The organism is Streptomyces sp. NPDC041784 (assembly GCF_055591025.1).
This window is the reverse complement of the sequence record NZ_JBVJAB010000042.1, coordinates 1-14050: the sequence shown is the minus strand read 5'-3', so window position 1 is coordinate 14050 and position 14050 is coordinate 1. Positions and strand designations below refer to the sequence as shown.

13 protein-coding genes are annotated in these 14050 nt (G+C 70.8%); 4 read left to right on the top strand and 9 right to left on the bottom strand.

The window, feature by feature from the left end:
- Nucleotides 1-197: 197 nt before the first annotated feature.
- The 3 genes from ACZ6D7_RS43025 to ACZ6D7_RS43015 are packed head-to-tail and all read left to right on the top strand — an operon-like array spanning nucleotide 198 to nucleotide 1730.
- Entirely contained in the window at nucleotides 198-467 is a 270-nt protein-coding gene (locus tag ACZ6D7_RS43025) for a hypothetical protein (protein ID WP_469503259.1), read from the top strand.
- Complete coding sequence (locus ACZ6D7_RS43020) at nucleotides 460-1092, top strand: DUF6879 family protein (protein WP_469503256.1); 633 nt, start codon at nucleotides 460-462, stop codon at nucleotides 1090-1092. The genes ACZ6D7_RS43025 and ACZ6D7_RS43020 overlap by 8 nt, the downstream gene beginning before the upstream one ends.
- A complete protein-coding gene (locus ACZ6D7_RS43015) occupies nucleotides 1089-1730 on the top strand; it encodes a DUF6082 family protein (RefSeq protein WP_469503254.1) in 642 nt (213 codons plus the stop codon). The genes ACZ6D7_RS43020 and ACZ6D7_RS43015 overlap by 4 nt, the downstream gene beginning before the upstream one ends.
- A 120-nt stretch (nucleotides 1731-1850) precedes the next feature.
- On the opposite strand, the gene groL is transcribed toward ACZ6D7_RS43015, so the two are convergent.
- The 4 genes from groL to ACZ6D7_RS42995 all read right to left on the bottom strand — a co-directional run bounded on the left by groL (nucleotide 1851) and on the right by ACZ6D7_RS42995 (nucleotide 5814).
- Nucleotides 1851-3473, bottom strand: coding sequence for a chaperonin GroEL (gene groL, locus ACZ6D7_RS43010; protein WP_469503252.1), 1623 nt, complete (start codon nucleotides 3471-3473; stop codon nucleotides 1851-1853).
- Between the two features lie 112 nt (nucleotides 3474-3585).
- Nucleotides 3586-3894, bottom strand: a complete 309-nt coding sequence (gene groES / locus ACZ6D7_RS43005) for a co-chaperone GroES (protein WP_020132158.1) — start codon at nucleotides 3892-3894, stop codon at nucleotides 3586-3588.
- Nucleotides 3895-4138: 244 nt separating this feature from the next.
- Entirely contained in the window at nucleotides 4139-4951 is an 813-nt protein-coding gene (locus tag ACZ6D7_RS43000; protein ID WP_469503250.1) for a polysaccharide deacetylase family protein, read from the bottom strand.
- Complete coding sequence (locus ACZ6D7_RS42995) at nucleotides 4948-5814, bottom strand: polysaccharide deacetylase family protein (RefSeq protein ID WP_469503320.1); 867 nt, start codon at nucleotides 5812-5814, stop codon at nucleotides 4948-4950. Before ACZ6D7_RS42995 ends, ACZ6D7_RS43000 begins: the two co-directional genes overlap by 4 nt.
- A gap of 262 nt (nucleotides 5815-6076) precedes the next feature.
- On the opposite strand from ACZ6D7_RS42995, the gene ACZ6D7_RS42990 reads away from it, so the two are divergent.
- Nucleotides 6077-7243, top strand: coding sequence for a class I SAM-dependent methyltransferase (locus tag ACZ6D7_RS42990; protein ID WP_469503247.1), 1167 nt, complete (start codon nucleotides 6077-6079; stop codon nucleotides 7241-7243).
- A gap of 33 nt (nucleotides 7244-7276) precedes the next feature.
- On the opposite strand, the gene ACZ6D7_RS42985 is transcribed toward ACZ6D7_RS42990, so the two are convergent.
- The 5 genes from ACZ6D7_RS42985 to ACZ6D7_RS42965 all read right to left on the bottom strand — a co-directional run bounded on the left by ACZ6D7_RS42985 (nucleotide 7277) and on the right by ACZ6D7_RS42965 (nucleotide 13770).
- Nucleotides 7277-9316: a cell wall-binding repeat-containing protein gene (locus ACZ6D7_RS42985; protein WP_469503245.1), complete on the bottom strand. Its 2040-nt coding sequence runs from the start codon at nucleotides 9314-9316 to the stop codon at nucleotides 7277-7279.
- 200 nt (nucleotides 9317-9516) lie between these two features.
- Nucleotides 9517-10803, bottom strand: a complete 1287-nt coding sequence (locus ACZ6D7_RS42980) for an RNA polymerase sigma factor (protein ID WP_469503243.1) — start codon at nucleotides 10801-10803, stop codon at nucleotides 9517-9519.
- 46 nt (nucleotides 10804-10849) lie between these two features.
- On the bottom strand, nucleotides 10850-11206 hold the full coding sequence (locus ACZ6D7_RS42975) for a YciI family protein (RefSeq protein ID WP_469503241.1): 357 nt from the start codon (nucleotides 11204-11206) through the stop codon (nucleotides 10850-10852).
- Between the two features lie 114 nt (nucleotides 11207-11320).
- Nucleotides 11321-12376: an LCP family protein gene (locus tag ACZ6D7_RS42970; protein WP_469503238.1), complete on the bottom strand. Its 1056-nt coding sequence runs from the start codon at nucleotides 12374-12376 to the stop codon at nucleotides 11321-11323.
- An 83-nt stretch (nucleotides 12377-12459) separates the two neighbouring features.
- On the bottom strand, nucleotides 12460-13770 hold the full coding sequence (locus ACZ6D7_RS42965; RefSeq protein WP_469503317.1) for a glycoside hydrolase family 10 protein: 1311 nt from the start codon (nucleotides 13768-13770) through the stop codon (nucleotides 12460-12462).
- Between the last annotated feature and the right edge of the window lie 280 nt (nucleotides 13771-14050).

Genomic DNA, 14050 nt, shown 5'->3' with positions numbered 1-14050 from the left:
CCCGGCAGTGGACGCACCGTGATTCCGCGATTCCGTGCGCAGCGCCCCCGTGGCCCCATAAGACGCAATCCGCAAAATCCGTACGCCAAGCGAGGGGTCGGTCGAGAGTGCCGGCGGAATTGGCGAATTCGGAGAGTACTGGAACCATATAAGGACTGCTATTTTCACAGCCCTACCCCTTCTCCGAGGGAGCCCGCATGGCCCGTCCATGGGAAGCCGACCCGACGACCGGATTCAAGCGCCGCCTGGGACTCTCGCCGCAGGAACTGGGTGTGACGTCGGCGAGTCCGGAATGCCCGGACATCTGGGAGCTGGGCAACGGGGACATCGCCGTGATCGGCCGCGACCTGACCGACGCCTACGGTCAGCGGCTCCCGGAGGGCGTGGCGATCAGCCCGGACGAAAGGCTCGTGGTCATTCCCCGCAGGACTCTGCTGGCAGCACGGGCGGACATTCCCCATGAATGACGTATTCCGCAATCTGCGTACCGCGCCCGCACAACGACTCACCCGCCGGGAATACCTCGATCATTTCTGGCGGACTTTCCGCGAGGACATCAACCGCTTCGACAAGCTGGAGCGGAGGCAGGAGTTCCAGGAACCGGGGACGGAGAGCTGGGAGGCGTTTCGCCGTGGCGACTGGGAGACGGCCCTCGGCCTGCTCGAGGCGAACCGGCCGGCTCTGGAGGATCATTACGCCGCGCTGAGCCGCCGGGGACTGGTCCACCGGCGGGTGCGGGTGGTCGAACTGCCCGTGACCGCGTACCTCCAGTGGGAACTGCACGCCCTGCGTGTCGCGGCCCAGGCGGGCGAGGCGATCCGGGTCGTGGGGACGGACGCGGTACGGCACTGGGAGCAGGACGGGCCGCTCCCGGAACTGGTCGTCCTCGGCGACGCCTGCCTCTACGAGGTGATGTACACCGAGGACGGGGTGGGCGACGGCTGCCGTCACTTCAGCGACACCCGGACCGTCGGCGACGTGGTGCCCGCGATCGACTCGCTCTTCCGGATGGGCGAGGACCTGCCGGACTTCTTCGCACGCGAGATCGCCCCGCTGCCCCCTCCGCACGTGCACAGCGGGAGAGCCCGGTGACGGGTCCGGGTCCGGCCCGGCCCGCACGTCCCGCCGACCTCGTCCGGCGGCACGTCAACACGCTGTCCCTCACGCTCGCGGTCCTCGCGGTGCTCACCCTGGTCATACTGTCCCCGTTCTCCCTGATCCTCCTCGCCGACAATGACGACGTGGACTGGGACTCGCTGAGCACGGTCGGGCAGACCTACGGCGCGATCTCCGCCGTCCTCGCCGTGCTCGCGCTCGGCGGGATCGCGGCGTCCCTCGTCGTGCAGAGCCGCGAGGCGAAGGCGAACCGCGAGCAGGGACTGCGGTCGCTGCACAACGAGCTGATGAAGATGTCCATGGCCGACCCCGACTTCATGGAGTGCTGGGGGCCCTTCCGACCGGGCCGGGACCTGCGGCAGCTGCGGCAGACCGTCTTCACCAACATGATCGTCTCGCATTGGGAGTCCATGTTCGAGACGGGATCGCTCAGCGAGGCGCACCTGCGCAATGTGTGCGCGGACATGTTCCGCGGCACGCCCGGCCGCCGCTTCTGGGAAGGCGCTCGCGACCGCCGTCTGGCGACGGCTCAGGGAAAGCGCTCGGTCCGCTTCCATCAGGTCCTGGACGAGGAGTTCCGGCGCGCCGTCCGCGAAAGCGACGGGGAGAGCTGAACTCGCCTCGGGCAGAGTGAACTGGACAGAGCTGAACTCGTCTCGGACGGGGCGCAAGGAGCACAGGACGCGCCGAGGCCCGGCACCCCTGTGGGGGCCGGGCCTCGGTGATGCCGTGTGTCAGTGCGAGTGGCCGTGGCCGTGGCCCGCGGCCGGCTCCTCCTCTTCCTTCTTCTCGACGACCAGGGTCTCGGTCGTGAGGAGGAGGGAGGCGATGGAGGCGGCGTTCTCCAGGGCGGAGCGGGTGACCTTGACCGGGTCGATGACGCCGGACTTGACCAGGTCGCCGTACTCGCCGGTGGCGGCGTTGAAGCCCTGGCCCTTCTCCAGCTCGGCGACCTTGGAGGTGATGACGTAGCCCTCCAGGCCGGCGTTCTCGGCGATCCAGCGCAGCGGCTCGACGGCGGCCTTGCGGACGACCGCGACACCGGTGGCCTCGTCGCCGGTCTTGCCGAGGTTGCCCTCGAGGACCTTGACGGCGTGGACCAGAGCGGAGCCACCACCGGAGACGATGCCCTCCTCGACCGCGGCGCGGGTCGCGGAGATGGCGTCCTCCAGACGGTGCTTCTTCTCCTTCAGCTCCACCTCGGTGGCGGCGCCGACCTTGATCACGCACACGCCGCCGGCCAGCTTCGCAAGGCGCTCCTGGAGCTTCTCGCGGTCCCAGTCGGAGTCCGTGTTGTCGATCTCGGCCTTGATCTGCGCGACGCGACCGTGCACGTCGGCGGTCTCACCGGCACCGTCGACGATCGTGGTGTCGTCCTTGGTGACGGTGACACGGCGGGCGGAGCCCAGCACGTCGACGCCGACCTGGTCGAGCTTGAGGCCGACCTCCTCGGAGATGACGGTGGCGCCGGTGAGGACGGCCATGTCCTGGAGCATCGCCTTGCGACGGTCACCGAAGCCCGGGGCCTTGACGGCGACCGCGTTGAAGGTGCCGCGGATCTTGTTGACGACGAGGGTGGAGAGCGCCTCGCCCTCGAGGTCCTCGGCGATGATCAGCAGCGGCTTGGAGGAGTTGGTCTGGATGACCTTCTCGAGCAGCGGCAGCAGGTCGGCGATGGAGGAGATCTTGCCCTGGTTGATGAGGATGTAGGGGTCCTCCAGGACAGCCTCCATGCGCTCCTGGTCCGTCACGAAGTACGGCGACAGGTAGCCCTTGTCGAAGGCCATGCCCTCGGTGAAGTCCAGCTCCAGACCGAAGGTGTTGGACTCCTCGACGGTGATGACACCGTCCTTGCCGACCTTGTCCATGGCCTCGGCGATCAGCTCGCCGACCTGCTGGTCCTGGGCGGACAGCGCGGCCACGGCGGCGATGTCGGACTTCTCCTCGATCGGGCGGGCCGAGGCGAGCAGCTCCTCCGAGACGGCCTTGACGGCGGCGTCGATGCCCTTCTTCAGGGCGGCCGGAGAGGCACCGGCGGCGACGTTCTTCAGGCCCTCGCGGACCAGCGCCTGGGCGAGCACGGTGGCGGTGGTCGTACCGTCACCCGCGATGTCGTTGGTCTTGGTCGCCACCTCCTTCACCAGCTGCGCGCCGAGGTTCTCGTACGGGTCCTCGATCTCGACCTCACGGGCGATCGTGACACCGTCGTTGGTGATGGTGGGGGCACCGAACTTCTTGTCGATGACGACGTTGCGGCCCTTGGGGCCGATCGTCACCTTGACCGTGTCGGCAAGCTTGTTGACGCCGCGCTCGAGGGCGCGACGGGCGTCCTCGTCGAACTTCAGGATCTTCGCCATGGGAGCGGTTCAGCCCTCTCGGAAAACGTGGGTGAAACGAACCGCGCCCCCAGCACCCGGCTTCACAAAGTAGCGGGGGCCAGGGGCGCAGTTCACTGCAGAACTGGGTGAATTACTTCTCGATGATCGCGAGCACGTCGCGAGCCGAGAGGACGAGGTACTCCTCGCCGTTGTACTTCACCTCGGTGCCGCCGTACTTGCTGTACAGGACGACGTCGCCGACCTTGACGTCGAGCGGCAGGCGCTCGCCGTTCTCGAAGCGACCCGGGCCCACGGCGAGGACGGCGCCCTCCTGGGGCTTCTCCTTCGCGGTGTCCGGGATGACCAGGCCAGAGGCGGTGGTCTGCTCGGCGTCGAGCGGCTGGACCACAATGCGGTCCTCGAGCGGCTTGATGGCAACCTTGGAGCTGGTGGTCGTCACGATCCGACCTCCCCCTTCGGAGATCTCACGGGGCTAACTGTCTGAGGTGGCGACCAGGTGGATCCGTCGTCGCGGGTGCCGGACCTGCCCGTCGCTATTGGCACTCTCCAGGGGGGAGTGCCAGAAGCGAGACTATGACCGCGATTAGCACTCGGTCAAGCGGAGTGCCAATCCCCGCGAGGCGCGGCGCTGATTTCGGTCGCGTGAGTGTCCTCGGTTGCCCGGCGCCCGGGATGACGGAGGCCTACAGGTAGTCCTCCAGCCGCCCCACCGTCAGCCCCTGTTCCTGCACTGTGCGCAGCAGTCGCGTCGTGCGCTCCCGCAGGGTCGGGCCGAGCTCGTCCGGGTCCACGGCGATGATGTCGCCGGGGCGCAGACGGCGGGTGCCGTGGGTGTACGTGAGGTCGGCGGGGCCCATCGAGGCGCGCCAGAGGACGAGCGCCGTGATGCCGCAGTCGGCGGCGGCGCGCAGGGTGGTGGTGTCGTACGTGCCGTAGGGCGGGCGGAAGAAGCGGGGGCGCAGGCCGAAGCGGGCGTGCAGCTTCTCCTGCTGGCCGCAGATCTCGGCGCGCTGTCCGGCGTACGGCAGGCCACGCGGGGCGGCGTGGTCGAGGGTGTGGTTCTGCAGGCTCGCGCCGACGGACCGCAGGCGGGCGAAGTGCCCGTAGCCGGGGCCGACCACGCTGTCCGTGAGGAACATGCTGACCGGGAGGCGCAGTTCGCGGACCATGTCGACGAAGCGGGGGTCGCGCTCGGCGCCGTCGTCGTAGGTGAGGAAGACGACCGGGTCGCGGGTGGGGACGTGGTCCACGACCGGCGGAAGGGCCGCCTGGCCGGGACTGCCGGACAGAGGGCCGGCGGACCGGGCGGGGGCGGGGGCCAGGGGGGCCCTCAGGCCCCAGCGGCGGTGGGGCTGCCGGGCGTCGGGGTCCTCCGGACGGACCCGCTCCGCCGCCTTCTTGCCCAGCCGTTCGATCGGGTCGACCGACTGGGCGCAGCCGCTCAGCGCCGTCACCGTCAGCGCCAGCAGTGCGGCCACCAGCCCCCGCGTCCTCACAGGTAGTCCTCCAGGCGTGCCACCGCGTATCCCTTCTCCGTGACCTTGTTCAGGAACCGGCGGACCATGTCGGGCATGGTGCCCTTCCAGTCGCCCTTGCCCCGGAAGTGGCTCAGGACGATGTCGCCGGGGTGGAGGTCCCGGTCCCATTCGCGGTACTCCCAGTGGTCGACGAAGACCTCCTCCGCCCAGAGTGGCGCGTACTTCACCCCGCAGGACTTCGCGGCGATCAGCGTGTCGCGGTTGTAGTTGCCGAACGGCGGCCGGAAGAGGGTGGGCCGCTTGCCGTACTTCTCGCGGAGCACCTGCTGCATGCCGCAGATCTCGTGCTTCTGCTGCCGGTAGGACAGGCCGGGCAGATAGGGGTGGTGGAGCGTGTGGTTGTTCAGGACCACGCCCCGGTCCTGCATCTTCTGGAAGTAGGCGTAGTCGTCGTTGATGACGTAGTCGCTGAGGAAGGCCGTGTACGGGACCTTCAGTTCACTCATCATCCGCAGGAACGCCGGGTCCTTCTCGGCGCCGTCGTCGATGGTGAGGAAGACGACCCTCTGCCGGGTCGGGACCGTGGTGAAGACCGGCGGCAGGCCGAGTTCCTCATGGCCGTCGACCTCGAAGCCCTCGCGGGTGGTGATCAGCGGCTTCTTGGCGGGCGGCACCGGCGGGGTGAGCGGGACCTTCTTCAGGCCCCAGCTTCTGGCGGCGGCGACCCGGGCCGCGCGTTCGGCGTGGAGCCGGGAGGCGTACCGGTGGAGGGCGTCGGCGGGGGGTGCCGCGGCGCCGGACCGCCGGCCGGGGGCCGGATCGGTGCCGCCGTCCGCGCCGCCCTGGGCGCAGCCCGACCCGATCGCGGTCAGGGCCAGCATCGCGATGCCGCCACGGATCCCGGCACGCCGGCGCGCGGCGCGGGCCTCCCGGGGCACCGTTGCGGATGTCCGACCAGCACGCCCCGCCCCAACGGCACCGTCCACCACCCCGGAGGTACCGCCCTCCGCCCCAGAACCACTATTTTTATCATTTTGTACGATAGATCCCATGGCGCCGGATCTTCGCAGCCGCGCCCCGGGAATCCCGGCCCGACACCGCCACCGCAGGCACACCATCCACCGACTGGCCCACAATGACCCGGTGAACGACCTCGCCCCGCTCCTCACCCCCGAGGGCCGCGCCCTCCTCGACGCTGTGCACGGCACCGCGCCCGCCGACGAACTCGCCGTCGCCACCCGGCTCCGCCGCGACCACCCCGCCGACCTGGTGTCCGCCGCCCTCGGGCAGGCCCGACTGCGGCAGCGGGCCGAGGCCAAGTTCGGGGCCGAGGACGCGCGGCGGATGTTCTTCACGCCCAACGGGGTCGAGCAGTCGACCCGCGCGAGCGTCGCGGCCTACCGGGCGGAGCGGATGAGGGCGCTGGGCATCACCTCCGTCGCCGACCTGTGCTGCGGGATCGGCGGTGACGCGATCGCGCTCGCCCGCGCCGGGATCCGGGTGCTCGCCGTCGACCGCGACCCGCTGACCGCGGCGGCGGCACGGGCGAACGCCGACGCACTCGGGCTCGCCGGTCTCATCGACGTACGGGAGGCGGACGTCACCGAGGTCGACACGGCCGGCTACGACGCCGTGTTCGTGGACCCCGCCCGGCGCGGCGGCCGCGGCCGGATCTTCGATCCCGAGGCGTACTCCCCGCCCCTCTCCTGGGCGATCGGGGCCGCCCTCGCGGCTCCCCGCGCCGCCCTGAAGATCGCGCCCGGTGTGCCGCACGAGGCGATCCCCGCCGAGGCCGAAGCCGAGTGGATCTCGGACGGCGGGGATGTGAAGGAGGCCGTGCTGTGGTTCGGCACCGCGCCGGGGGCCGTGCGCGCGACCCTGCTGCCGGGGCCGCGCACGCTGCTCGGCGCCGGGCTGCCGAACCCGGACGTCCGGCCCCTCGGCCGCTACCTCTACGAGCCCGACGGCGCCGTCATCCGGGCCCATCTGGTCGCCGAGGTGGCCCGGGAGCTCGACGGCGGGCTGATCGACGAGACCATCGCCTACATCACCGCGGACGAGCTGCGCCCGACCCCGTACGCGTCCGCCTACGAGATCAGCGACCAACTCCACTTCAGCGTGAAGAGGTTGAAGGCCCTGTTGAGGGAACGGGAGGTCGGGATCCTGACCGTGAAGAAGCGGGGCTCGGCGGTGGAACCGGAGGAACTGCGCAAGAAGGTCAAGCCACAGGGGCCCAACGCGGCCACCGTGTTCCTGACCCGGGTGGCCGGCGCCCCGACCATGCTGATCGGCCGACCCGCCACCGCATGACGCGGGACGGGCCGGCCGCCCGATCGGCTGCCGTCACTGCCGGTGGAGCGTCCTCAGCGGCGCCAGGTTCGGCTCGGCCGCGACCGGGGTGGAGCGTCGCACCGTGGCGCTCTCGCCGTCGTTGGTGCGCAGGGCGAAGGTGCTCTGCGCGGTGGTCGCGGGGATGACGCCGTTGTAGTACGGGCGGTACGTGAAGTGGCTGCTGCCCGCGCTGATCGAGGCGCCCACCGTGTTCAGCGCCTCGGTCGTGACCGAGCCGGTGCTGCCGAAGGCCGCCGTGAAGTTGGTGCTCGCGGACTCGCGCAGCAGGTAGCTCTTGACCTCGCTCGACAGGGCGGAGCGGGTGGTCCACAGGACCGGGCCGAAGACGTTCATCGCGGCGGCCGCGGACACCCCGTCCCGCCAGGAGCCGGTGAAGGCCAGGGCGGTCTGGCTCGGAGCGGTCCACCAGAACCGGGCGATGGCCACCGAGATCGCCGCGTCCGTGCTGCCCGAGATCGGGTAGTAGGAGTACGTCGACGGCCACCGGGAGTAACTCGTGTGGGTCAGCGCGTACTTCGCCGCCGACCCGACCGTGATGACCATGGTCTTGTCCGGGTTCAGGCTGTTGAGGTACGCCTTCACCGACGAGGTCAGCGTCCTGCCCTTGGTGAGGACGACGCTGCCCGCGCTGCCGCTGCCGTCGGAGCCGGCCGCGGCAGCGGCCGAGAGGGCCGCCCGGTACTCGGTGCCGCCGGCCAGGAACACGTACTTCGGGCTGCCGCTCACGGACTTGGCCACGGCGACCGAGGTCGCGTAGCGGTCGGCGCCGGACAGCCGCTTGGGGACGTAGCCGAGCGACTTCAGCTGGGTGGCGACCGTCCCGCTGAGGATGGACGTGCCGCCGACGAGGTAGACGCTCGCCCCCGGCTTCACCGCCCGCTTCAGCTCCTTCTTCACCGCCGCCGACAGCCCGGACTTCGGGGTCATCAGCACCGGCCCCTGCTTCTTGCCGGCCAGGGCGGGCGCGGTGACGGAGTACGCCGGGTCGTCCCGGTTGACCAGCACCGCTGCCTTGGCGTTCATCAGGCCCGGCTCGCTCTTGCCGACGGTGTTCCAGGTCCAGCGGGAGGAGGCGATGTTGGTGGCGTAGGTGTCGGCGCCCCAGACCCGGCCGGTGCCGTTCTTGCGCAGCGGCTGCCAGCTGGGGTTGTTGACGTAGTTGCTCCGCGACGCGTCCGTCACCGGGGTCAGCGCGCCGGTGACCGTGTCGATGTACTCGACGGTGTGCACGTCGTCGCTGTACGGCGAGGTGTGGGCGTCGAAGACGATCCGCGTGCCGGTGGGTGACCAGGAGGGGTTGGCGTACCACCGGGGGCCGGTGGTGAGCTGCTTGACGGCGGTGCCGTCGGCGTTCGCCGTGAAGATCTGGGGCTTGCCGTCGGCGTCCTTGCGGACGAACGCCAGCTTGGTGCCGTCCGGGGAGTAGGCGGGCTGCTCGGCGTCGGTCAGGACCCGCTTGACCGTCTTCGCGACGGAGTCGTACACGTGGACGGCGGCGGTGGCCGTGCAGTCGCCGGTGCGGCGCTCGAACGCCAGCAGGCCCTTGGGGTTGACCGTGGGCTCGCTGTCGCAGACGGACGCCGGTTCCAGGCTCGCCGGCATCAGCGGCACGGGCGCCCAGGCGCCGTCGGAGGGGCCGTAGACGATCTGACCGCCGGTGGAGAAGACGACGAAGCGGCCGCCCCACCAGAACGTCAGGTCCTCGTACGGGGCGCTGGAGCGCACGCCCTGGGCCCACGGCAGGGTGATCTTCCCGGTGCCGTTGGGGCGGACGCTGGAGATCTGGCTCTCGACGCTGATCAGACGGCTGCCGTCCGGCGCCCAGGCGGCGTGGTAGGCCACGTTGGGCACCTGGGTGTACGCGCCGGTGGCCGGGTCGGTCAGCGCACCGCCGTCGGTGAGGATCCGGCCCTCGGTGCCGGGCCAGGGCCCGGCGTCGTCGGCGGCGGCGCCGGGTGCGGTGGCCAGCGGCCCCACCGCGGCGAACGCGGCGACGGTGGCGAGCGCCGCGGCACGGCGGCGCGTGAACATTCTCAAGTTGTCGACCCCCGGGGATCACATGACGTCAGTGGTGCCGCGGACGGGCCGGGTCGACGTGTTCCCCCACCGGGTCACCCCCCGTCGACCGCACAGCCGTTCCACAGCGGCTCGATCACTGTAGTGCCGACACAGGGAGAGGGGAACAGAGTTACGAGCGAACAGGCGTGTGACTCAAGAGACTTGAGGGCGTCTCAGGGCCCGCACTCCCGCGCCCGCGCCAGCAGCAGCTCCCGCTCCCGCGTGTTCCCCGTCAGCGCCGCCGCCCGTTCGAACTCCGCCCGCGCCTGCGCCGTACGGCCGAGCCGCGCCAGCAGGTCACCGCGGACGCTGGGCAGGAGGTGGTAGTCGCGCAGCGCCGGTTCGGCGGTCAGGGTGTCGACGATCTCCAGGGCCGCCGCGGGACCCTCGGCCATCGAGACGGCCACGGCGCGGTTGAGTTCGACGACCGGCGACGGGGCGCGGGCGGCGAGCAGGCCGTACAGGGTGGCGATGCTCGCCCAGTCGGTCTCCTCGTAGGTGTACGCGTGCGCGTGGCAGGCGGCGATGGCGGCCTGGAGGGCGTACGGGCCCGGGGCGCCGCCGGCGGAGGCGCCGGCGCGGTCCAGGGCGGTGATGCCGCGGGCGATCAGCATGCGGTTCCAGCGGCGGCGGTCCTGGTCCCTGAGCAGGACCGGGGTGCCGTCGGGGGCGGTGCGGGCGGCCGTCCGGGAGGTCTGGAACTCCAGCAGGGAGACGAGGCCGTGCACCTCGGGCTCCTTGGGCATCAGCGCCGCGAGCTGCCGGGCCAGCCGCAGCGCGTCCTCGCACAGCGCCGGGCGCAGCAGGTCGTCGCCGGTGGTGGCCGCGTACCCCTCGTTGAAGATCAGGTAGATGACGTCGAGGACCGAGCCGAGCCGGGCCTCGCGGTCGGGGCCGTACGGCACCTCGAAGGCGACGTTCCGCTTGGCCAGGGTGCGTTTGGCGCGGACGATGCGCTGGGCGACCGTGGCCTCGGGGACCAGGAACGCGCGGGCGATCTCGGGGGTCGTCAGGCCGCCGAGGAGGCGCAGGGTGAGGGCGGTGCGGGCCTCGGCGGAGAGCACCGGGTGGCAGGTGGTGAAGACGAGCCGGAGGAGGTCGTCGTCGATGTCGTCGGGGGCGGCGGGTTCCTCCGGCGGCGGCACGTCGGCGAGGTCGCGGCCGATCTCCTGGAGCTTGCGGGCGTAGTTCTCGCGGCGGCGGACCAGGTCGACGGCGCGGCGCCGGGCGGTGGTGGTGAGCCAGGCGCCCGGGTGGTCCGGCACGCCGTCGCGCGGCCACTGCTCCAACGCGGCGACCAGCGCGTCCTGTGCCAGCTCCTCCGCGATGCCGACGTCCCGGACGACCCGGGTGACGGTGGCGACGACCCGGGGGAACTCCAGACGGAAGACGGTCTCGATGGCGCTACGGGGGTCCGGGGCGGGCTGCTGTCCCGGGTGCTGTTCCAGCTCCTGTTCCACAACCCACCATCGAACACCCCGCACGCCGGCCGGCCAAGCGGAACGCTCAGCCCTCCGCGATCTCCCGCACCTCGCAGGTCACGGTCCAGAACTCCTCGTGCACCTTCAGGAACCGCTTGGTCCACTCCAGGGCCTCGGCCATGTCCTTGCACTGCATGATCGCGTAGCCGCCGACGACCTCCTTGGACTCGGTGAAGGGTCCGTCGGTCACGGAGATCCTGCCGCCCTCCCAGTGCACGCGGGTGCCCTGCGCGGACGGCGTCAGCCCGGCGGTGTCGAGCATGACGCCCGCCTTGGTGACCTCCTCGATCAGCTCGCCCATGCGCTGCATCAGCTCGGCGCTGGGGCCCTCGGCGGGGGCGGAGGCCTCGTCGATCGTCACGAGGGACAGGTAGCGGGGCATGGTGACTCCTCGGGTCCGGGGGCCGGGTCGTTCCCGGCCTCTCACCCCTGCGTCGAACGCGAGACGACCGGATCGACACACTCCCCCGATTTTTTTCCGGGAAGATTCTCCGCGCTACTTCAGCGACTCCCACAGCTCGGTCGCCTCCGGCTCGTCGGCCACCACCCGGTTGGGGTCGGAGGGGGCCGTGACCACCGGCAGGGTGACGGTCCTGACGTTCTCGGCGCTCAGGCCCTTCAGGCTCTCGCCGAGTCGCATCAGCTCGCCGAGGGAGTCCAGACCGGTGTCGGTGGTGAGGCTGCCGGTGACCGCGTCGGCGACCCCGTAGAGCTTGGTGGGGCTGGTCAGCAGGTCCGTCGAGGCGATCTGCTCCAGCAGGGCCTTGACCAGTTTCTGCTGGAGGCCGATGCGGCCGAGGTCGCTGCCGTCGCCTATGCCGTGCCGGGTGCGGGCCAGGGCGAGGGCCTGCTTGCCGTTGAGGTGATGGGTGCCGGCCGCGAGGTGCAGGTGGCTGTCGTCGTCGTCGATGTCCTCGTCGGTGGTGACGGTGACCCCGCCGAGCGCGTTCACCAGCTTCGCGAAGCCCGAGAAGTCGACCTCGACGTAGTGGTCCATGCGGACGTCCGTGATCGACTCGACCGTCTTGACCGCGCAGACCGGCCCGCCCACCGCGTACGCGGTGTTGAACATCGCGCCGTACGCCACCGCCGTGGAGCCGCCCGAGGACAGGGGGCAGGACGGGCGGGTGACGAGGGTGTCGCGCGGGATGCTGACCACGGTCGCGCCGGTCCGCCCCGCGTCGATGTGCACGACCATCGCCGTGTCGGAGCGCGCGCCGCCGCTGTCGCCGCCGCCGAGTTCCTGGTTCTCCGCGCCGCTGCGCGAGTCGGAGCCGAGCACCAGGATGTTCACGGCCTCGGTGGGCAGCGGGGTGGCGGACGCCGAGCCGGAGGGCGTCGGGGTGGTGACGGCCCGCGCGGGGCGGTTGTCGCCGAGTGCGTTGTCGATGTCGACGCTGCGGATGTTGTCGTTGAGGTGCCAGTAGGCCCAGCCCGCCGTCCCGATGCCCAGCACCAGGGCGGCTGCCAGGGTGAGGCCGGCGGCCTTCAGCGCTGTCGACCGCCGGCCCGCTCTTCTGCCGTCTTCGCCGTGCTCCTCATGTCGCGTCACGGTCAGGAACGTAGGTCCGGATTATTAGCGGACTGTTAGGACGGGGAACGCGAGCGGGATTTCTTGTGAGAATCTCATCCTTCTCAGCCCAGTGTCACCGTCGGCACCGGATTGCTGCCGCTCCAGCTCGCGTTGAACCCGAAGCTCACCGAACCCCCGTCCGGCACGGACCCGTTGTACGAGGCGTTCTGGCAGGACACCGCCGCTCCCGACTGGGTGCAGGTCGCGTTCCAGGCCTGGGTGATCCGCTGCCCCGCCCCGTACGTCCAGCTCACCCGCCAGGAGGAGAGCGAGGCGCCCGAGCAGGAGATCGTCACGTTCCCGGTGAACCCGGTGTTCCACTGGCTCCCGACGCTGTACGCCGCCGTGCACGCCCCGGTAGGCGGCGGCGTGGTCGTGCCCCCGAGCGCCTCGGAGATGCCGTAGTACGCCGGTTTCGGCGCGTAGTTCGCGTCGTACGGGGTCGCCGCGCCCTGTCCCGGGAAGGTGCTCTCCACCCAGGAGTCGGAGTCGGTGAAGCCCCAGACGGTGAAGTTCACACAACGCGCGACCGCCACGCAGGCGGCGGTGACCGCCTTGTAGTCGGCCTTCTGCTGGGCGAGCTTGGCGCTGTCCGAGGGCAGGGTCATCCGGATGTCCAGCTCGGTGATCGCCACGTCGACCCCGAGGTCGGCGAAGCGCTGGATGTTCTGCTGGAAGGTGGCCGGCACCTGGCCGAGGATGAGGTGGGCCTGGAGGCCGACCCCGTCGATCGGAACCCCGCGCTCCTTCAGCGACCTGACCAGGTTGTAGAGGGCCGTCGACTTCGCGTTGACGCCTTCCACGTTGTAGTCGTTGATGTAGAGCTTGGCGGCCGGGTCGGCGGCCCGTGCCCGGGTCAGGGCGGTCGCGATGTAGTCGGCGCCGAGGCCGTTGTACCAGAGGGTGGAGCGGTAGGTGCCGTCCTCGTTGAAGGGCTCGTTGACGACGTCCCAGGCCGCGATCCTGCCCTTGTACCGGCCGACCTCGGTGTCGATGTGGTTCTGGAGCAGGGTGCCGAGCTGGGCCGGCGTCCAGCTGCCGTTGGTCAGCCAGTTCGGGTTCTGGCTGTGCCAGACCAGGGTGTGGCCGCGCACCTGCTGGCCGTGGGCCTCGGCGAAGGCCACGATCTGGTCGGCCTCGGCCCAGTTGAAGGTGCCCTGTGTCGGCTCCACCGAGCCCCACTTCATGGCGTTGCCGGGGGTGAGCGAGCCGAACTGGGTCCCCGCGATGTCGCCGTAGGTGCCGGTGAGCTTGGAGCCGGTGACGGCCGTACCGATGACCTTGCCCTTGGCGGCGCCGAGGTCGCGCAGCGGGGTGTCGGCGGCGTGCGCGGCGGGGGCGCCGGCGGTGAGCAGGGCGCCGACGCCGGCCATCGCGGTGAGCAGGGCGGTGGCGATGCGTGCACGGAACGATGAACTGGAGGATCTCATGGCGGGTGCCTCCGAAAGTTTCGGTCGTGCAACCGATTGACTTCGGGAGGAGTGTGGAGGCGTCCGCCACACCCGTCAATACGTCAACTTCCGGCCAGGCGGGCGCCGCCAGGACCTGTCCGGCCGAACAAGTCGCAGGAAAGCGGCGGTGCCTGGGCACGCCGGTGAGCGGGGGTGTGGTGCGTGCAGCTGCAAGGCGGAGGAGGGCGTCGACGCGATGGGG

Coding starts and splice junctions, on each gene's coding strand:
- ACZ6D7_RS42995 (WP_469503320.1), bottom strand. CDS start 5,814: ATGCTGGCCCTGACCGCGATCGGGTCGGGCTGCGCCCAGGGCGGCGCG.
- ACZ6D7_RS42965 (WP_469503317.1), bottom strand. CDS start 13,770: ATGGCCGGCGTCGGCGCCCTGCTCACCGCCGGCGCCCCCGCCGCGCAC.
- groL (WP_469503252.1), bottom strand. CDS start 3,473: ATGGCGAAGATCCTGAAGTTCGACGAGGACGCCCGTCGCGCCCTCGAG.
- ACZ6D7_RS43025 (WP_469503259.1), top strand. CDS start 198: ATGGCCCGTCCATGGGAAGCCGACCCGACGACCGGATTCAAGCGCCGC.
- ACZ6D7_RS42975 (WP_469503241.1), bottom strand. CDS start 11,206: ATGCCCCGCTACCTGTCCCTCGTGACGATCGACGAGGCCTCCGCCCCC.
- ACZ6D7_RS43020 (WP_469503256.1), top strand. CDS start 460: ATGAATGACGTATTCCGCAATCTGCGTACCGCGCCCGCACAACGACTC.
- ACZ6D7_RS42985 (WP_469503245.1), bottom strand. CDS start 9,316: ATGTTCACGCGCCGCCGTGCCGCGGCGCTCGCCACCGTCGCCGCGTTC.